Origin of the sequence: Kitasatospora sp. NPDC057692, assembly GCF_042799475.1 — a bacterium.
Classification (GTDB): Bacteria; Actinomycetota; Actinomycetes; order Streptomycetales; family Streptomycetaceae; genus Kitasatospora.
Map to the genome: position 1 here is coordinate 6,924 of NZ_JBHVIV010000099.1, position 21,673 is coordinate 28,596.

Consider the following 21,673-nt stretch of genomic DNA (forward strand, 5'->3'; position numbering starts at 1 on the left):
CCCGTGCCCTACTCCTCCATCACGGTCGACAAGACGACGGCCGACTTCTTCAGCAAGGTCACCGGCATGCCCTGGCCGGAAGTGAACGAGGGGGACCTGCGGGAGGTGCGGGACGCCTACCGCAGGCTCGCGGAGGAGCTGCCCGAGCTGCGGCGGCTGATCGCCGAGGTCGCGGTCAAGGCGCGGCAGCAGTTCGAGGGGCAGTCCGCCCGGCAGTTCTCCGAGCAGATGCGTCAGTTCATCGGGGAGACCGGCGGGTCGGACTACATCGCGGCGGCGGTCAAGACCGCCGACGCGCTGGCGAACTGCGCCAACGACGTGGCCACCGCCGCCGAGTACAGCAAGTGGATGTCCATCGCCCAGCTCGTCCAGCTGCTGGTGGAGATCGCGCTGGCGATCCTCTGGGCGCCGTTCACCTTCGGCGGCAGCCTCGCCGAGGTGACCCTGAAGACCATTCTCACCCGCGAGGTGCTGAAGGGTCTGATGAAGTTCCTGTTCAAGACGATCCTGCTGCACACCTTCGCGGGGATCATGAGCGGTCTGACGATGGACCTGGTCATCCAGGGCATCCAGATCGGGCAGGGCAACCGCAAGGAGATCGACAAGGAGGCGCTCAAGCAGGCCGTCCTGTTCGGTGTCATCGGCGGTGTGATCTCCGGCCCGCTGAACCTGATCGGCATGGGCCTGGGCAAGCTGCTCGGCCGGCTGCTCGGCCGCAACGGCGGCCGGCTGGCGGCCGACAAGCTGGCCGACTTCATGATCAACGGGGACCGGAAGGCACTGAAGGAGGCGCTCGAAGCCGCCGGGAAGTCGGGCCTCAAGGGCGTCGCCGCCGGTGGCGAGGGCGCGCTGGGCAAGGTCGGCGCGGCCGCCGGCAAGAGCGCCACCGAGGGCACCACCAACTGGCTGGACAAGAAGGCCTCCCGGGCCTTCGCACGGGACCTCGGCAAGCTGCTGGAGTCCTCGGACAACGTGCTGCGGGTCGGCTTCGAGAAGGCCGGTGCCAAGGCCGCCGACCGCTTCGCCACCCGGCTGGGCGAGATCTTCGAGAAGCACCTCGGCCAGCTGATGAAGAAGGAGGGCGGGGAGGCCGCGGCCAAGGCCCTCGGCAAGGACTTCGGCGAACTCTTCGTCAAGAACTGGGGCAAGAACACCGCCGAGCACACCGCGCTCAGCGTCGGGCTCAAGGGCATGATGGAGGTGAGCGGCGACTTCAGCGAGCGCGGCGTCGGCGCGCTGGCCCGCAGGTTCGTCGACATCGCCGAGGACATGCCGCAGGGCAACCGGATGTTCCACCTCGGCTACGCGGTCGGCGAGCAGCTCAAGGAGGGCGTTCAGGGCAACCTGGTCGAGGGCTTCTACAACCTGCTCTTCAGCGAGAACCACGAGTTCACCACCAGCCTGGCGACCTTCGGCTCCGGCATGGCCATGGGCCTGATGGCGCGCGGTCTGCACCACGCGGCCTCCCCGGTCATGGGGCGGTACATGGACTGGGTCCGGGAGCTGCAGTACGCCAACGTCAAGCCCGGTGACAGCAAGTACTTCCCGCCGTACCACCCGCTCAGCATCCTGTCGGTGCTGAGCAACCTCTCCGGCAACCCGGCCCCGCTGCTGGTGCCCCGGCTCGGCGCGCAGGTCGAGGCCGGCGGCGGCGAGGCGGGCGGCTCCCCGAAGGGCCACGCGAACGCGGCGGAGGAGAACGCGAGGCTGTTCCGCGAAGCGTTCGGCGACAGCACCTTCGGGGAGGACCCGACGCCCGAGCAGCTGCGCGGCCAGATCATCGAGGCCTTCTCGCAGGCCAAGGTCGAGGGGTACGGCGAGGCCTTCGCCGAGGCCCTCCGCGACATCCACCCGAGCCTGGTGTTCAGCGACGAGGACCTCGTCGCGCTCGGCCTGCGGGACGAGGACGGCGATGCCGTGACCGCCCCGCGGGACGACGACGACAACGCCACGCTCGCGCCGACCGGCGACACCGTCCGCACGCAGAGCCAGGACGACGGTCCGGGCCGGGGGAAGGACCAGCCCAAGGAGCAGGCGAAGGAGAACGCGAACCAGGGGCGGACCCAGGGCGAGAACAAGGCGCAGGAGCCGCCCAGGACGCAGAGCGACGGCAAGGCCCCGGGCGACGGCAAGGCCCAGAACGAGGCCAGGGCGCCGGGCAGGAGCCAGGGCGGCCAGACCCCGCCGCAGGAGCCGACCCGGGTCCGGACCTCCTCGACCCCGGACGTTCAGCAGGCCGCCAACACCCGGCAGGCGTCCGCGCCGCCCCACTCGCAGGACCAGGCCACCGCCACCGCCGCCGCCCGTACGACCTCCACCGGCGGAGGGCCGGAGCAGACGCTCCGCCGGGTCGAACGGAACGACTCCGAGACGACGCTCGTCGAGCCGCCGGCCGGCGCCAAGCCGCCCGCCGGGGACACGAAGCCGGAGCCGCCGCTCACCCCGGGCGGCCGGCGGACCGCCGACGCGGGCTCCGCGCAGCAGGTGCCGCCCATCGCCACCACCAGTACCGCGGACCACCTCACGGCGCCGGACCACCAGAACCAGCAGGGCCCCCAGAACCAGCAGGGTCCCCAGAACCAGCCGGACCAGAGCCAGCAGCAGCCCCAGCCCCAGCCGACGGACGCCGACCAGCCGCCGGTCGTGCCCGTCGCCCCGCCCGTCGGCGGCTCGGACCTGCGGCCGGGCTGGACCACCGCGCAGGTCCAGCCGCCCGCCGGCCCGCGCGCCGCCAACGAGGCCCCCTCCCCGCTCCGTCCGTACGAGGCCCGCCGCGGCACCCTGCCGACCGGCGAACCGGCCACCGAACTCGTGCTGCGGCTGCACCTGGACGACTCGGCCCTGCCGGAGGGCTCGGGCCCCTCGGTCGCCGCGCTGCGCCGCCGCGCCCTGGCGGGCGTCGCCGACGCGTACAACAACGGCCACCGGCTGCCCGACGGCAGCGTCCTGCGGGTGCGGGTCGAGTTCACCGGCTCGGCGGCCGACGCCCACCACACGGTGCGGCTGCACGACCGCACCGTCCGCCAGAACGAGGGCGACTGGGGGCTGCGGGCCGGCCGGAACGTGCTCGGCCACGAGATCGGGCGGGTGCTGGGCCTGCGCGAGGGGCCCCGGGTGGTGCACCGGGTGGGCGGCACCGACCGGGTCGACACCGGCCCGGCGCCGCGCGGCCTGCGCACGGTGGGGACGGCCCTCGACGAGGCGTTCACCCCCGACCACGGGCCCGCCGGCCCGGCGGCCGGCCCGGCCGCGCCCCTCGTCGGGCCGACCGTCCGCACCGCCTCGCTGTACGGGGCGGGCGGCCGGGACGGCGCGGACGGCCACCTGTTCCGGCCCGCCGTCCAGCAGGCCCACGCGGACGCGCAGTTCCACGAGAACCCCAACCGCACCGTGCAGCTGCCGCCGTCGGCCGACGGCGGGGAGCCGGGCCGGACCTTCTTCCCGCCGCACTGGACCGCCGACGAGGCCGTGTACGCCGCCGAGCAGGCCTACACGGACGCCCGCGGCCGCGGCCTGGCCCCGACCGCCCCGCGGTGGGAGGGCGAGTACGCGGGCGTGCGGATCGTGGGCGAACAGCAGGACGGCCGGATCACCCTGTTCCGGCCCGCCGACGACCAGGGCACGCTGCCGCCGCCCCCGTACGCCCCGGACCGGCCGGCGCCGGTGCCGCCGTCCGGGACCGGCAGCGGGTTCGGGACCGGGTTCGGCGACCGGCGCGCGATGACCGGCGTCCACCACGTGCTGGACGGCGCCGAGGGCAGCGCGCTCGGCATCCACACGGCGGCGCCGGACCCCCAGAGCCTCCACCCCAACCTGACCTCCCGGGGCCACGTCTGGTTCCTGGACCCGACCCTGCCGCCGGACTCCCCGCTGGCCGAGTTCCCCAGCCGCTGGCACCGGCCGGCGGACGGCCCGCCGCCGATGCGCTACCCGGAGGCCTGGACGCCCGCGCAGACCGGCTACGCGGCGCAGCACGCGCTGTTCGGCGAGCCCCGCCGGGTGATACCGCTCCCGGACGGCCGGACCGAGCACATCGTCGGCGAGGCGTACGGCGTCCGGATCGAGGGCCTGGTCCGCGACGGGCGGATCCTCGTCCACCGGCCGACCGACCGGCAGCCCGTCTGGCGGGCCGGCACGTACGGGGAGTGGCACGGCGACCGGGTGGTCGCCTACTCCCCGCCGGTCACCCGGACCGTGGGGGCGGGCCGGCCGGTGTCCCTCCGGCGGGCGGTGTTCGACACGACGCAGGAGGGCGTCCAGCTCACCGTCCGGCTGCACCTGACGCCGGGGGAGGGCATGGCGGGCCCCGACGTGCTCGCGTACCGGCGGCAGCTCCAGGACGCGGCCGACGACCTGGTCCGCAGGCAGGCCTCCGACACCCCGCTGTCCCTGCGGCTGGAGTTCACCGACACCCCGGCCGGGGCGTTCTCCAGCGTGCCGGTCACGGCCGGTGCGGCGCCCGTGCTGCGCGACCACCTGGGACCGCTGCTGGACGCGGGCGCCCAGCACGACCTGGAGCTCGTGGCGACGAGCCTCGCCCCGCCGGCGGGCGAGGGCTTCCGCGCCGCGCTCGTCCCCGGCGACCTCCGCGAGCCCGGCGCGCCCCTGCCGGCCGGTCCGCCGCCGCGCACCACGGACGGGCTGGCCGACATCCTGCCGACCCTGCGGCCCCGCTTCACCGACGAGGCGTGGGACCGGTCCCCCCGGGGGCTGCCGCCGGGCTGGACGTCCGAGGAGGCCCGGTACGCCGCGCACGCGGTCGCGGTCGGCGACGGGAGCCCGGGGCGGAACCTCCTCGACCCCGCGCAGCCCGTACCGCGCCGTGCCCGGGGCACCGTCGCCGGAACCGTGGTCGAGGTCGTGGTGGCCGACGGCCGGATCACCGAGGTCCGGGCCCTCGGAGCCGGCGACGGGACCCCGCCGCCGCTCCTGGACGCCGGCCCGCGCCGGATCCTCGCCACCGCCGAGATCCGCCCGCCGGCGGACGCGTTCCGCAACCAGCTGTCCGGCCGCCGCTGGCAGTCCTTCGAGGCCGACCGGGTCAGGCTGCCCGACGGGGACACCGAGGCCGTGCTGCGGCTGCGGCTCCACCTGGACACCTCGCGGGTGGCCGGTGCGGCCCTGCCCGACCTCGACTCCCGGGTGCAGGCCCTGCAGGACCGGGCCAGGCGCGGCGTCGGCGAGCACTTCAACCGGGGCCAGCGGCTGCCCGGCGGCGAACTGCTGCGCGTCGAGGTGACCTTCGTGGACAGCCCGGAGGAGGCCCACCACACCGTCGCCCTGCACCCCGCCACGGACCGCGAGTCCATGACCGACTGGACCCTCGACACCGACGAGCGGGTCCTCGCCCACGAACTCGGGCACGCGCTCGGCCTGCCGGACGAGTACCGCGAGGCCCGGTTCGGCCCCCGTCCGGTCGCCCAGGACGGCGGCCTGATGGCCGCCCAGGAGCAGGACCGGTTCGGCCAGTTCATGATCGACCAGGACCGCGACGGCACCAGCCAGGGCATCCGCCCCGCGCTCGGCCTGCCGCCGCGCTACCTGCGCGACCTCGGCTCCGTCCTCGACTCCGCGCTCGGTGCGCCCGGCCGCCCGGCCACGCCCGGCGGGGTGCCGCCGCGCGCCGTCTTCGGGGGGGACGCCCGGCGCGACGCACTGGACGGCCCTCCGCGCGGCGACGGCGGCCACCTCTCCCCGCCGCCCGGCTCCGACCTGCCCCGGCCGCGCCGGATCGCCGGCTCGGAGCACCGCAACGGCACCTTCCGGGTCGAGGTCACCGGGTCCGACGCGGTGCGCCGCAGCGCGTCCGCCGACGACCTCGGCACCGCCCCCGGGGTGCGCCCCCGCCGTACCGAGCGCACCATGTTCCCCGAGCACTGGACCTCGGACGACGCCGTGTACGCGGCCGAGCAGGCCTACCACAGCGCCCGCCGCACCGGCCGGGTCGTCGGCGGGGACGGTACCTACCACTGGACCGGCGAGTACGGCGGGGTGCGGATCGAGGGCGAGGTGAAGGGCGGGAAGTTCGTCTCCTTCCGCCCCTCCGACGACCAGGGCGGCCTGGTCACGCCCGCCTTCGAACCGCTGCGCCGCGGCCCCCGGGAGTTCGGCCTGCGCACCGAGGACCACGCGCTGTTCGGCGACCGCCACACCCTCACCGGCCTCCACAGCCGGCCCACCCAGGCGGTCGCCGACGCCCACGGCATCCGGGTCGACCCGGCGCCGCTGCACACCAACGACAACGGCACCTACCGGGCCCGGGTCTGGTTCCTCGACCCGGTCGTCGCCCCGCAGGCGCCGCTGGCGGGCTTCCCGACGCGCTGGCACCGCCGCACCGACGCGGACGCGCACACCATGTACCCGGACCACTGGACGCCGACCGACGTCCTGTCCGCCGTCCGGGAGGCCTACGCGGCCCGGCGCGACCCGCAGCCGCCCGGCACCGGCACCGAGCGCTGGGTGGGCGAGGCCCGCGGCGTGCGGATCGAGGGCATCACCCGCGACGGACTGCACCTGGTCCACCGCCCGGCCGCGGAGCAGCCGATCACCCGGTGGCGCACCGACGAGATCGTCGAGCGGTCCACCCCGCAGCGGGTCGAGTACGGCCCGGGCGACGCCGCGGTGACGGTCCGCCACGTCCGCTTCGCCGCCGGGCAGGAGGGCGTCGAGCTCACCGCGCCGGTGCGGCTGCGCTTCCCCGAGGGCACCGCGCCCGAGCGGATCGAGGCCTACCGGACCGCCGTGCAGGAGGCCGCCGACCGGTACGCGGCGGACCACCGGGACCCGGACGGCCCGCTGGTGCGGCTGGTCGTCGAGTTCACCGACCAGGACGGCCCCGGCCACCGGACCGTGGACGCCACCGCGGACCTCCCGGACGGCGGCGTCGACCTGCGGACCCTCCTGCCCGACCTCGCCGACCCGGCGCTGCACCTGCCCGACCTGGTCGAGTACGCCGGCACCCGGGCCCCGGCCGCCGGCTGGACACCCCACGGTGACCCGCGCCCGGTCGCGCCGCCGCTGCGCGAGCCCGGCACGCCCGGGACGGACGAACGCCCCCCCACCGTCAGCCGGGCGACGGCGGACCGCGACGTGAACCCGAGGAACTTCGACCTGCCCGCCGACTGGACCCCGCGGGCCGGCGGCCTGCCGGCCACCTGGTCCCGCGACGACGCCCGCTACTTCGTCGATCAGGCGGTGTCGCGCGGCGAGGTCCTCGTCCGCGACCGCGACGTGCCGGGCACGCCCGCGACCGGCGACGCCCCGGCCACGCCCCCCACGGTGGTCGGCACCAGGAGGTACCGGGGAATCGACCTGGAGATCGTCCGCGACTGGGCGAGCTACCGGATCACCGGCGTCAGGGTGCTCGGCGACCCGGTCTTCCCGCCCCAGCTCAACCGCCCGACGCCCGCCCCCGGCGGCTCGCCGCACGTGCTGCACCACCCCGCCGCCGGGGGTGACGGCGACGTGCCGATGCACGAGGGCTCCGAGGACGGCGACGCCTCCCAGGACGGCGACGGGCACGAGGGCTCCGACGAGGACAGCGGGTCGGACTACTCCTTCTTCTACGACGACGACGCCGACATGGAGGGGTCGCCCTCCGGGGACGGTCCGGCGCACGGCACCCCGCACGCCGAGGAGTACCCGACGCCGCCCCACCTGGAGCTCCACCAGGTGACCGACGCGGTGCTCGTCCGGCCGCTCTCCGACGTGACCCTCCACCCCGACGTGGCCACCCGCTTCCGGCTCTTCGAGGCCCGCCGCGGCACCCTGGCCGACGGCCGCTCCGCGACCGAGATCGTGGTCCGGATCCACCTGGACACCTCCGGGCTCCCGAACACCCCGGAACACGCCGCCGCCGTCGCGGACCTGCGCATCCGCGCCCGGCAGGGCGTGGACACCTTCTACAACACCGGGCACCTGCTGCCCGACGGCGACGTGCTCGTCGTCCGCCCCGAGTTCGTCGACGCCGCAGGGGACGCGCACCACCGGGTCGAGGTCGTGGAGGAGAGCACCCGGGAGGACCACACCCGCTGGGCGCTGGGGACCGACCACCGAACGGTCGCGCACGAGTTCGGCCACCTGCTCGGCCTGGCGGACGAGTACCGGGAACGGCGCTCCCAGCAGATGGTCACCGCCGAGGACGGCACGCCGCTCGGCTACCGGGAGATGCGGGCCAGGCCGAGCCACGCCGACGGCACGCTGATGACCTCCCCGTTCGCCGACCACGGCCGGCTCCGCTTCGACCAGGACGCCGGGAACACGGGGGGCGACGGCCAGGTCGACTCGACGCTCGCCCCCCGGCACCTGCGCGAGCTGGGCTCCGCGATCGAGGGGTCGTTCGGCTCCGCCCGGCCGGCTCCGGGCCCCGGCGGGCTCCCGCCCCGGGCCGCGTTCGACCTGATCGCCCGGCAGTCCTCGCTGCACGGCGACCACCGCACCCCCGGCGGCCACCTGCTGCCCCCGGCCGGCTCCGACCGGACCGGGCCCGAGCGGGTGATCGGCCAGTTCCAGAACGGCGTGGTGGTCGCCGAGTACGCGCCGCCCCCCGCCCCCGCCCCCCGGCCCGGCGGGCGCCTCGTCGACGGCCCGGCGAAGGCCGGCGACCTGATCACCATGACGCCGCCGCCCCCCGAGCCGCCCCGGCAGCGCCGGATGTTCCCCCGCAACTGGACCGACGAGGAGGCGGTCTACGCCGCCGAGCAGGCCTACCTGCACGCGCTGCGCACCGGCGGGGTGACCGACCTCGGGTCCGGACGCCGCCACTGGACGGGCGAGTACGCCGGGATCCGGATCGAGGGCGACCTCCACGGCACCACGTTCCTGTCCTTCCGCCCGTCGGACACCCAGCCGGTGCAGGTGCCGCCGCCGAACGCCCCGCAGCGCCCCGCCCAGCCCTTCCACCCGAACCCGCTGCCCGTCGACCATCCCGGACAGGGCCAGGGCTTCGGCGCCTTCGGCCAGCGCGCCGAGGACATCGCCCGCTACGGCGACCGGCAGAACCTCACCGGCGTGCACCACGAGCTGGACCCGGCCGTCACCCCGGACCCGGCGAGCACGCTGCGCGCGCACGGCGCGGTCATCGACGCGAGCTCGGAACCGATCCACAACGGCACCTACCACACCCGGGTGTCCTTCCTGGACCCCACGGTCGCGCCGAGCTCCGCGCTGGCCCACTTCCCGACCCGCTGGCGCACCGCCGTGGACGGCGACGGCCTGCGCACCATGTACCCGCGCACCTGGACCCCCGTGGAACTGCTCACCCACGTCGACCGGGCCCACGAAGCCGCCGAGCACCGGACCTACCAGGACGACGGCCGCACCTACTACTGGGTGGGGGAGTCCGACGGCGTCCGGATCGAGGGCGTCTCCCGGGACGGCCGGCACCTGGCCCACCGCCCCGCCGCCGCCCAGCCCATGACCAGCTGGGACGACGCCCGGGTGTACGCCGACTCCGAGCCGGCCGAGATCCTGCTGGACGGCCGCCCGGTGTCCGTACGGCGGTCGGTGTTCGACTCCGGCCAGGAGGGCCTGGAGATCACTCTGCGGGTGCACCGGCAGTCCGAGGCGGGCATGACGCCCGAGCAGCGGGAGACGGCGGACCGGGAACTCCGGCAGAGCGTCGACACCTTCGTCCGCCGCCGGGTGCAGCAGGCCCAGCCCGGCGGTGCCGCGCCCAGGACGCTGGTCACCGTCATCCTCGCCGAGGCCGACGGCCCGGCCGGCGCGTACTCCACCGTCACGCTGCGCCCCGGCGTCCGGCCGGTCCTCGCGGACGTCCTCGGCCCGCTGGCCGTCGCCAACCGGCGGGACGTCTTCGACACGACGGTCGCCGAACTGGGCAACCACGTGCTCACCCGCGACGAACTGCTCGACGACGTGGGCCGGCCCGACGTCCCCGCCGACCTTCGCGAGCCCGGCCCGCTGCGCCCCGGCGAGCAGCCGCCCGCCGTGCGGCCCGCCTTCGACATCGAGAGCCTGCGGCCGAGGTTCGCGGAGAGCGCCTGGGCCGCCGACCCGCGCGCCCTCCCGCAGGACCGCAGCCTGCCCCGCCAGTGGACCGCCGACGACACCCGCTACGCGGCGGTCGCGGTCGTCGAGCAGCACCGCCGGCTCTTCGGCCCGGTGGACAACGGCACCGTCGTCGGGCCGATGGGCGATGTCCAGATGCGGATCCGCCTGGAGAACGGGGTGATCGTCGAGGTCGGCGGCACCCGCGACCAGTGGGACATGCCGCAGCTGCACGTCCCCCCGCAGCCGTCCCTCGACAGCCCCGTCGACCTCCACCTGCACACCCCCACCACCGTCGTGTCCGGCGTCGACGGGCCGGTGCTCGCCGCACCGCACGGGACCGCCCTGCTGGACTCGGTGGCGGACGCGGCACCCGACCTGGTCCGCGACCTGCTCCGGCGCTACGGGCTGCCGGACGGCGCCCCGCCGCCGGTGGTGCGCCGGCTGATGATGGCCGAGGTGGCCGAGTACCTCCAGCGCACCCCGGCCGACCGGCTCCCGCTCGACGTGCTGGCCGGCTTCCGCCCGGACCGGCCGGCGGACCCGGCGGTGGCGAACGAGCTGCGCGGCCTGCGGCACGACCTCGCCGCGGGCGACTTCGAGGGCGACGGCGGGCTCGGCGGGGCGCTCGGCCCGCTGCTGGCCCACGCCTTCGAGCGGCGGCTGGTCGCGATCGACGACGCGGGAGACGTCATCGGCCGCTTCGGTCCGGAGGACGCCGACACCCAGGTCACCGTCCGCGACGACCTGCCGACGGCCGACACCGGCCAGCAGGAGCACGAGGCCCGTCCGCTCACCGACCGGGAGGACACCTCGCAGGTACGGCAACAGCAGCCGTTCCGCGACGGGCCGGGCGGGTACCGGCAGATGTCCCAGGAGGGCGTCCGCGGCAACGGGGTCCGCGAGCTGACCGTTCACCACCTCGACGCCTCCGTGGAACCCGGGTCCCCGCTGAGCCGGTTCCCGTCCCGCTGGTGGGTGTCCGCCGACCCGCGCGGGCCGCTGGGCTACCCCGGGCACTGGGACGCTGACCGGATCGACGAGGCGGTCCACGCGGTCGCGCAGAACCCCGAGCGGCGGCTCGACCTCGGCGACGGCCGGGTCCGCTGGTACGGCGTCCACGACGGTGTCGCGATCACCGGGATCTCCCAGGCGGGCGAGGTCCTCGGACACGCTCCGGCCGACAGCCGGTCCGACCGCAGCACCCGGGACTGGGCCGACTCCGCTCAGCTCTTCCTGTCGGACGAGGCCGAGCTCGTCCTGGACGGCGTCCGGTACGGCGCGCGCTGGGGCCTGCTCGACAGCGGCCACGAGGTGCACCTGCTCACGCTCGCCGTCCACCTCGACACCACCGGCATGACTCCCGATCAGGCCCGGGACCTCCGGGCGCAGCTGACCGACCACGTCCAGTCGCTCTTCGAGAACGGCGACGGCCCCCGGCAGCTGCGGGCGACCCTGGAGTTCACCGACCGGCCGGAGGACGCCGACTGGCACCTCGGGCGCGGCCGGCTCGACCTCCCGGAGGCGTTCCAGCCGGAGCACGGGGAGCAGCTGCTCGACGTGGTGTTCGCCGCGACCGACGGCGTCCGGGACGGCGTGGACGGCGACTCGGCGCCCATGCTCCGCTTCCCCGACCCCGAGGACCTGCCCCCCGACCCCGGAATGCGGGTGGGGGAGGCCGGCTACGACCGCCGGCTGTTCGACCGGGTGGCCCAGGCGCACGGGGGCCTCGGCCTGCCCCGGGAATGGACGGTGGACGAGCGCCGGCACGCCGCCCAGCAGGTGCTGGAGGCGAGCGACCACTTCCGGGAGCGCCGCCGGACGCCCGCGATCGTCGAGGGCGAGTTCGCCGGCGTGCGGATGCGGCTGCTGGTCGAGAACGGACAGATCCGCGACTTCCACGCCGCGCCCGGGCAGCGCCACGGCGACCAGGCCTCGACCGCCCCGCCGCCCCCGCCGGGCCGGGTGCTGCGGACGGTCGAGGTGGCGCCGCCCGACACCGCCACGCCCCGGGGCAGGTTCCTGTCCTCCCTGCAGGCCCAGCGGATCCAGGGCTTCCAGGCCCAGCGGGTGGAGGACGCCGACGGCGGCACCCGGACCGTCCTGACCGTCCGGGTGCACCTGGACACCACCGAGGTGTCGAGCACGGGCGTGCGGCGCACCTGGGACCTCGAACACCTGAGGGTCACCGCCGAGACGGGCGTCCGGCAGGTCTACGACCGGGGCCAGCGGCTGCCCGACGGCAGCCGACTTGAGGTGGCCGTCCAGTTCGTCGACGCACCCGACCAGGCGCACCACACCGTCCGGCTCGCGGACGACCAGCCGCAGGAGGACGCGGGGAACTGGGGCCTCAACAGCCGACCCGAGGTGATCGCCCACGAGGTCGGCCACCTGCTCGGCCTCGACGACGAGTACCGGAGGCCGGGCACCGCGCCCCGCCCGGTCTACCCGTTGCTCGGCACGATGACCGCCCCGTCGCTCGACCGGTTCGGCCGGGTCGCGGCCGACGCGGCCCACCCCAGGACGGACGGCGGCGACGACCGGCCGGACACGGCCCTGCGGCCGCACAACCTCGACCAGCTCGGCGCGGTGCTCGACCGGGCGTTCGGGACCGCTCCGGAGGCGGCGCCCCCGGGCACGCCCCCGCGGCGGGCCTCCTTCGACGAGGACGCCCTGCGGATCTCGCTGTGGGACGGGCCGGACGGCCGGGGCGGGCACCTGCCCGCGCCGCCCGCCTCCGGGCGCCGCCGGCTGCCGCCGGTGCCCGGCTCGGAGCACCCCAACGGCACCTACCGGGTGGACGTCGGCGGCCTGTCGGACGGCCGCCGCTCCGGCGGCCGGTACCGGACGGTGTTCCCCGAGCACTGGACCGCGGACGACGCGGTGTACGCGGCGAAGCAGGCGTACCTGCACGCCCTGCGGAGCGACGGGCTCACCGGCACCGTCGACGTCCGCCAGCGGTGGACGGGGGAGTACAACGGCGTGCGGATCGAGGGCGAGATCCGGGCCGGCGAGTTCACCTGGTTCCGGCCCTCCGACAACCAGTACGGGCTCGAACCGTCCACGTCGATGCCCACCGCCCGGCCCGCCCCCTTCGGCCACCGGGTCGACGACCTGAACCGCTACGGCGACCGGCACACGCTCTCCGGCTTCCACACCGTCCGGCAGCCGCGGAACGAGCTCGCCGACCGCGGCCTGTCCGTCGGGTCCCGGCCGGAGGAGCACCGCAACGGCACCCTGCGGGCACACGCCTACTTCCTGGACCCGACCGTCGCGCCGAACTCGCCGCTGAGCGAGTTCCCGACCCGCTGGCACCGCCGCGCGGACGAGACGGCCCACACCTTCTACCCCCCGGACTGGGGTCCGGAGCAGACCCTTCAGACGGTCGACCGGGCGTACGGGCAGCGGACGGCCTCCAGGAACCTGCCCGACGGCGGCGTGCACTGGATCGGCCGGGCCGGCCAGGTCTGGATCGAGGGCATCACCCGGGACGGGCAGCACCTCGTCCACCGGCCGACGGACGACCAGCAGTCGCCGGTCACCTCGGGGTGGCCGCACACCTCCTCGCTCGCCGCCCCGCTCACCCCCGGCACCGGCGAGCGCCCGCCGACGCGCAGCCGCGAGGAGGACGAGAACCCGACGGAGTACACGCCGAACTTCCACCCGAACCTCGCCGGGGACGCCGGGCGCGGCCTGCCGCCCGAGTGGACCGAGGCGGAGCGCCGGCACGCGGCCCGGACGGTCGCGGGCAGGTCGGACGGCGGCCCGAACGACCCGGTCGACGGGGTGTTCGCCGGTGTCCGGATCCTGGTGACGCTGCAGAACGGCCGGATCACCGACTACCAGGGGGCACCCGACCAGACCTTCGCCGACCAGCGCCGGGCGCCGGCTCCCACCCACCTGCCGCTCCCGCAGACGCTCACCCCCTCGGGGCCGCCGGAGCACGTGCCGGTGACACTCCTCCACACCGTCGAGGGGCCGGTCCTGCGGGTCCCCGGCGGGGACGCGCTGCTGGAGGCCGTCGCGACCGCGCTGCCGGACGTCGTCCGGGAGGTGCGCGAGCGGCACGGCCTGGCGGAGGACGCGCCCCGGTGGGTGCTGTACCGGATGATGATGAACGACGTCGCCGAGTACCTCCAGGCCACCCGGGCCGCGGACCTGCCGGTCGCCGTGGTGCTCGGCTTCCGCCCGGACCATCCGTCGGCCTCCGAGGCGGCGAACGGGCTGCGCGGCCTTCGGCACGACCTGGCGGCGGGGAACTACGACGGTGACGGCGGGCTCGGCGGGGCGCTCGCCCCGCTGCTGGCCCACACCTACGACCTGCGGCTGGTCGCGGTCGATCACGACGGGGAGGTCCGCGCGACCTTCGGACCGCCGGCCGCCTCCCGCGAGGTCGTCGTCGGCCGGGACGTCCCGGGCCCGCGTCCCTTCGACCCCGTCGAGCACCCCGTCGAGCGCCCCGTCGAGCATCTCGTCGTGCGGGAGGACGAGCGGACGCCGCCGACCGGTTCGCCGCTGCTGCGCGCACTCGTCGAGGGCGACCCGGACGTGCTGCGGCACGTGTTCGGGGACGAGGTGCCCGACCCGGCGGACGTGCAGACGAGGCTGCGGCAGCTGATCGTCGAACGGCTGACCACCGAGCCCGAGGTCGCACGGGAGACGTACCGGCGCTACCAGGAGTGGGCCGAACGCGGCGGCCGCGAGGTGGGGCCGTGGGAGGACGTGCACGCCGAGCTCCTCCGGGACGCGACGGAGTGGGCGGAGCTGCGCTCACCGGTCGTGCGGGACGCGCTCGCGGTCGTCACGGCGAGCGTGTTGAAGCTGAAGGTCTCGCTCATGGACGTCCGCGAGCCGGACGGGAAGCCGCTCACCTTCGGCCCGGAGGACGGCCACCCCGTCCAGCTCCACCACGACGAGCGGGACGGCTTCACGGCCGTCCGCCGGGACGACGAGCGGGGGAAGCGGGAGGAGCCGCTCGACACCACCGAGGATTCGAAGGCGGCGGAGGAACAGACGAGGAAGGAGGCCGAGGAGAAGGCGGCTGCAGAGGAGAAGGCGAAGCGGGAGGCAGAGGAGAAGGCGGCCGCGGAGAAGGAGGCCGAGGAGAAGGCCAGGAAGGAAGCCGCGGAGAAGGAGGCGGCGGAGCAGGCGAAGCGGGAGGCCGAGGAGCGGGAGCGGAAGATCCCGCGGCCGCCGGTCTCGGTCGCCCGGGACGGTGTGCTCTCCGCCTCGCACATGGTGACCAGCCTCGGCGGGCCCGACAGCGACCTGGTCACCCGGCTCACCGACCGGATCGGCCAGGCCCTCCCCGCCGGGACGGCGAACCGCGGGACACTGGCCCGCACCCTGGCGGAGAGCGTCCTGAGCGGCCCGGGTCTGCGTTCCAAGGTGACGGCCCTCTCCCGCGGCGAGGTCCTGCACATCCCCGTCGGCACCGACGCCCGGGAGGGCACGATCACGCTCCGGGGCCGGGTGAACGGTCTGACCCACCGCCGGACCGAGACCGCCTTCGAGTACGAGAGCGGCACCGACCGTCAGGTGACGCTCGGTACGGACAGCAGCCGGCGCTGGCGTTTCGGAGGAGGCTTCCAGGGGCGCTTCGACATCACCAAGGCGTTCCGCGCCGTCCTGAGCGGCGGGGGACAGCAGGACCGGGTGAACGGCGACGGCCTGACGACCGGCTCGCGCTTCTTCTCGCGCGCCAAGACGACGGAGACCACCGCCGTCTTCGGCGGCACCCTGCACCTGGAGGTGGCGTACCAGCCGAAGGGCGCGCGGGGCACCGAGGACGGCCCGCAGAACCCGCTGAACCGGCAGAACCGGCAGGTCCTGGAGACGCCTGTCGAGGTCGCCATGCCGCGGCGCGAGACGGTGGACGAGCACGGCGCCTTCATCGATCCGCGGACCGGGGCGGACCTCGTCGTCGCCGACCGGACCAGGCTGACCGAGCCCCGGCTGCACGGCAGCCACGTGCTGCTCGACGTCCACGCCACGGGCGCGCCGAGGCTGCGGGACGCGGGCAACGGCGGTCGGAACGTGCCGCTGGTCGACCTGGGGGCGGGTGAGCCGACCCGCCGGCAGGTCATGGCGGGCGTCATCGACGCCCTCAGCACGGACGCGGCCGCCCGGGATGCGCTCGGCAAGAACGCCCGGGCGCTCTCCGACCGGCTGGTGGCCGAGTTCGACTACAACCGCCTGCACCAGGACTTCAAGGGCATGACGAACGGCGAGTCCGTGGTCGTCAAGCTCCCCGGGACCAAGCTCACGGTCGAGGTGGTGGCGGTCAAGCGCGACATGCGCGTGGCGGCCACGACCAAGGAGACCGAGTTCAACAACGGTGCCGGGTCCGTGCTGACCAGGGTCAAGCAGAAGGTGGTGAACAACCTCCTGCAGGTCGAGGGCGGCGTGCGGGGCGAGTACGAGCGGCTCAAGCTGCACGGCGGCCTGTTCGGCGGCAAGCGATGGGGCTCAGACACCGTCCGGATCTCGGGCCGGACGCTGGAGACCGGCCTGACGACCAAGACCAAGGAGCCGGGCGCGATCCTCGACGGGGACGGCCGCCTCGTGGTGGTGGTCCGCAAGGGCGACCGGACGCTGGGGACGGTCGACGTGCCGGTCGGGTTCCGGACGCTGCTCCCGCAGTCGGAGCTCAGGCCGCAGGAGCCGACCACCGCCCAGTGGCAGCACCCGCTGGCCGACGGCCTGCCGGAGTCGGCCGTCGTCCGCGACGTCGGGCCGCTCGGCGACCTGCGGAACGACCTCGAAGCGGCAGGGAGGGCGTACTACGGCTCGCTCTGGCCGGACATCCGGGACGAGGTGATGCAGCTCGTCTCGCAGCCCGCGGTGGCGGCCGGGCTCACCGCGATGACGCGCGGCGACGCCGTCGAACTCTCCGCCTTCGACCAGGGGAAGGTGTCCGCGCTGGTGGACTCGCTGCGCGACCGGGGCGTCAAGGTGACCGTCACCGCGACCCTGGAGCGGATGGACCACCTCCGGACCAGCCCGAGCGCCGACCTCAGCCGGCAGAACGAGAGCAGCACCTTCACGGCGGAGCGCCGGGTGACGGGCAAGCACACCGTCGGCCAGGTCCGGGGCGGCATCGCCGCGGACAAGGCCAACCTCGAAGGCGCGGTCGGAGCCCAGAAGCGCGTCCGCGTCGCGGTCCGGGACGGCTCGGCCGACAAGCTCTACGGGAACAGCAAGATCCGTACGCCGCAGGACATCTACCGGGCGCACACCCGGCTGACGGTGACCCTGGAGGGGCGGGGGCCGGCCGTGCCGGTCACCCGGCAGCTCGACACCGACGTCAGCGTCACCCGCGCGGTCGCGCCCGCGGCCACCGCCCCGACCGCGCCGAACCCGCCGTTCGCCGGGCGGCGCGACACCGAGCTCGGCACCTCCGCCGTGGTCGCCTTCCGCGACCAGCGGCAGGCGGCGGCCGTCGTCACCAACGTGACCAGGGAGCTGGAGAACCGCTACGGGCCGCTGCCCCCGCAGGTGGTCCGGATGCTCAGGGAGGACCTCGCGCCGGCGGTGCTGAGGGCCAACCTGTCCCAGCTGACCAGGGGCGGGACGCTGAAGGTGGAGGTCGGCGGGCCGACCTGGTCGGCCGAGGTCGTGGTCAGGGCCGGGCTGGCGGCCGCTCCCGTCCGGCAGCGGGAGGTGGCGGGCGCCGAGTTCGAGGTCGGCTCGCAGAACCGGACCGGTCACGGCATCTCGCAGGACGAGCGGATGCGCTGGACCGAGAACGCCAACGTGAACGGCAAGGTCGGCCAGAAGGCCGGCATGTCCGGGGACTACCTCTACCGCCACGACCGGTCGACCGGGTACGCCCTGGACAGCTCCGGCAGTTCCACCAGCCGGGGGAAGAACGTCGTCACCGGCGACGTCTCCGAGGCCACGGCCGTGTTCCAGGTGGACATCCGCACCAGCAAGGCCGCCGGACTGCTCCACGGCTCGACGCGGCTCCCCCCGGTCCGGGCCGTCGTGGACGTCATCGCGCCGCGGTACGGCGCGGTGACCGACCGGGTCTGGGCACCGGACCGCATCTGGCAGACCCATGTGCTCGGCTCGTCCGACGTCGTCACCGACGTGTACGCCCCGGTCCGCACCACCACCGGCGGCCGGCCGCTGGACTTCGGCGAGGCCGTCCTCGCCGGACCGGGCGGCTCGCCGGCGAGGTTCGGCGACAAGAGCGTCGCCGACTGGCTGAAGGACCGGCCCGTCGTCCGGGACAGGCTGCTGGAGGTGCTGACCCCCAACAACCTCCAGGACCAGCTCAAGAGCATGATGAACGGTCGCCGGCTGGTGGTCTCGGACGGCAATGTGATCATCCGGATCGGCGCGTCCGTCAAGCGGCTGACCCACACCGGGAACACCACCACGACCGAGTTCAACACCGGGGTGCAGACCGAGCACGCCCACACCACCGCCGACGGCGTGACCGGCGGCGGGCGCGGCTCCGGCCACCAGCTGCGCCTCGGCGCGACCGTCTCGGACGGCACCTGGTACGCGGGCCTCACCCTGGCCGGCGCCACCGGCCACGAGGTGCAGGAGTTCCGCAGCAGCCGGGTGGGCTCGGGGAACACCACCAAGGCGAAGGTGCCCGGAAGCGTCTTCACCGGGGAGGCGATGCTGCACTTCGAGGTGGAGTGGGCGTCGGGGCTCGGGGTCAAGCACACCTACTTCGGGCGTCCCCTCGGGCTGGAGACGGTCGTCGCGACCGCCGAGACGCGGCCGGTGGCGCCGCCCCACCTGCGGGTCGACGGCGTCGTCCCCGACGGGTTCGACACCCTGAACGCCCCGCGCGGCGCGGGGCTGCGCGGGCTGAGCGACCACCTGACGGCGGACGTCACCGTCCGGCGGCCGCCCGACCGGGTGTGGACGTACGGGCTGCTCGACACGGACGTGGTGCGCTCGGTGGGCATCACCCCGGGCGTGCAACAGCAGCTGATGACCGGCGCCCAGGACCTGTTCGGCCGTTCGGCCTGGGACAGGCTCCAGGGCACCGTGCAGAACATGCTCGACCCGGTGGCGCTGGCGAGCCGGCTCACCAGCCCGGTCACCCCCGTCCAGCATCCCGTCCCGGGCGGCGACGGCGTCGGGCCGACCGTGCTGGACGGTCCGGGGAACGCGACCCACGTGATCCATCCGGACGGGCCGGCCGGCGACTCCCGGGTGGAGGTGCGGGTGAAGATCACGGAGCTGGAGTTCCACCGGACCGACCCGGTGGCCGACGCCAGCCCCGCCAACTCCGCCCCGGTCGGGTCCGGCACCAGCGCCCAGCGCTCGTTCCAGGTCGGCTCCCGGCTCACCGGCGGCGCGCAGTTCGAGGTGACGGAGCAGCAGAAGCTGGGCGGGCGCGCGGGAGGCTACGCCGACCTCGCCTACCAGCGTCGCAGCGACATCTCGACGGCCGAGGCCGGCCAGCCCGTGAACAACGCCAAGATCCGCACCGCGACGGCGCAGTACCGGGGCCTCGCCGAGGTGGAGGTGATCTACCGGAAGGGCGATGAGCAGCTGGTCCGCAAGGAGTTCGTGCCGGTCGAGATCGACATCCCGGCCCGCGACACCGGGGAGACCGCCGTACCGGTCCCGGGCCGCCTCAGCTTCCACGCCGGCGCGCCCGACGGCGAGCTCCGGCTGCGCGACGCCTCCCCGCAGGCGCTGGAGCGGGTCGCGGAGGCGTTGCAGCTGGACGCGACGGACCGGGACAACCGCGCGAACCTGCTGCGGACCGGCCGCACGGCCCTGGCCCTGCTCCCCGACGCGCTCGCGACGGCGACCCCGGAGACCCGGCGGTGGCTGCGGGGCCTGGACCGGCTGCTCCGGCTGGCCGCCGACCCCGACGGCGCCGGGGTGGAGGCGCTGGACCGCCTCCGCGCCCTGTCCGAGGGCGGGCGGGTGACGGACGAGGAGCGGCGGAAGCTCCAGGACATGGCCCGCCAGTTCGGCCGGGCCGACAGTCCCGAGCCGGACCCCGGGCTGGTGACCGCGCACTGGGAGTTCCCGTTGCAGCCCACCCAGGACCTGCGGTTCCCGCCGCCGGGCGACAGCCGCCGGGTGATCCACCTGCAGGCCGAGCGGTTCGACCAGCCGGACGGCCTGCTCACCGAGGTCGAGCGGGGCATCCGCCGCACGGCGGCGGGACAGGTGCCGCGGATCGTGATCACCCTGGACACCGAGCCGGGCGGGGACACCGCCCGGTCGGCCCGGGAGCTCCGGGACCAGGGCGGTGCGCTGGAGAACCGGGTGCGCCGGCTCCTGGGCGGACTGCACCGGGCGGTCGACGTGGAGGTCCGGGTGGCCGGCGGGTTCGTGCGGCGGGTGGAGGGCCCGCGGGGGCCGGAGGACATCTGGATCGCCCGGGACAGCGTCCGGCACTTCCGGCTGGAGCCACCGCCGGAGGCGCCGGTGACGGGCCGTCGGGTGCCGCCGCCGGTGCCCGTACCGCCGCCCGTGCCGGTGCCGCCGCCGGTGCCGAGCGGTCAGGTGCCGCCGCCGGTGCCCGTACCGCCGCCCGTGCCGGTGCCGCCGCCGGTGCCGAGCGGTCAGGTGCCGCCGCCGGTGCCGGGCGACCGCACGGTCCCGCAGCCGAACCGGGCGCCGTCCTCCAACCCGGGCCCGCAGCAGGGGTTGGCGGAGGACGTCTTCCGGCAACTGGTGCCGAACGGCTCCGGTGGAGGCGGGTGAACCGTCCGGTGGGGCCGGGCCGTAGTGAGGGAGTGGGAGCACCCGGGGTCCTGTCGGCCCGGTGGTCCCGTCGACAGGGGACGCCAGGCGAGGCCGAGGAGCTGCGGTGAGCACGAGTACGGGCGGGAACGGGGCTCGGGGTGGGGAGACGGGCATCCAGCTGCCGTCGATGGACTGGGAGATGGAGGAGGAGGCGGCCGCTCCGGCCGTGTCCGCCGCGTCGGTGTCCGCCGCCACCGGTCCGGTGACGGCGGAGGCGCCGACCGAGCAGGTCGCCGTGCCGCAGTACGGGCCGGCCACCCCGTCGGAGCCGGCCGTTCTGCCGGAGGCCGAGCCCGACTACGGTCCGGGGGAGGAGCCCGGCGCGCTGGAGCCCGTCGCCGTGGAGGGGGAGTACCCGGACGGCCACGACCCCGAGGAGGAGCCCGGTCGGCGGCGGTTCAGGCGGCCCGCGCTGGTCGCCGCCGCCACGGCGGGCGTGGTGCTGATGGGCCTGCCGTTCCTGATCACCGACGGGGCCGACGGCGCCAAGGACAAGAAGGGCGACGGCCGCGGGGTGAACCAGGCCGACCACCAGCTCGTCGACGGTCCGGAGATCGGCGAGGTCCCGGTGCCGCCCGCGCCGACCGACCCGCCGGTGACCGGCGTCCCGACCCCGACCCCCACCGACGCGGCCGCGCCGACGGGGGAGACCGTGCCGGGGATCGCGCTCCCCCCGGGCGTCCCGGCGGAGGCGGCCGTGCCGCTCGTCCCCGGATCCGGCACCCAGCCGAACCAGGGGACCCAGTCGGGCGGCGCTCCGGCCGGGAAGTCGTCCACCGGCGGCGGCTCGTCGAACCAGCAGAGCGGCGGCGGAAAGACCGTGCAGCAGCCGGCCGCCGGCCAGCAGCCCGCCCCGCCGGCCGCGGGGCAGCAGCCCGCGCCGCCCGCCACCGGCCAGCAGCCCGCCCCGCCGCCGGCCGGGGGCCAGCAG

Annotated in this window: 1 protein-coding gene and 1 pseudogene; both read left to right on the forward strand. The window is 75.6% G+C overall.

The features are described from left to right. The first annotated feature begins 3 nt into the window (after window positions 1–3). Window positions 4–20,700: an EndoU domain-containing protein gene (locus ACFVFS_RS35380; protein WP_380629008.1), complete on the forward strand. Its 20,697-nt coding sequence runs from the start codon at window positions 4–6 to the stop codon at window positions 20,698–20,700. 106 nt (window positions 20,701–20,806) lie between these two features. After that, window positions 20,807–21,673 (forward strand): annotated as a pseudogene (locus tag ACFVFS_RS35385) (hypothetical protein); the annotation flags it as partial.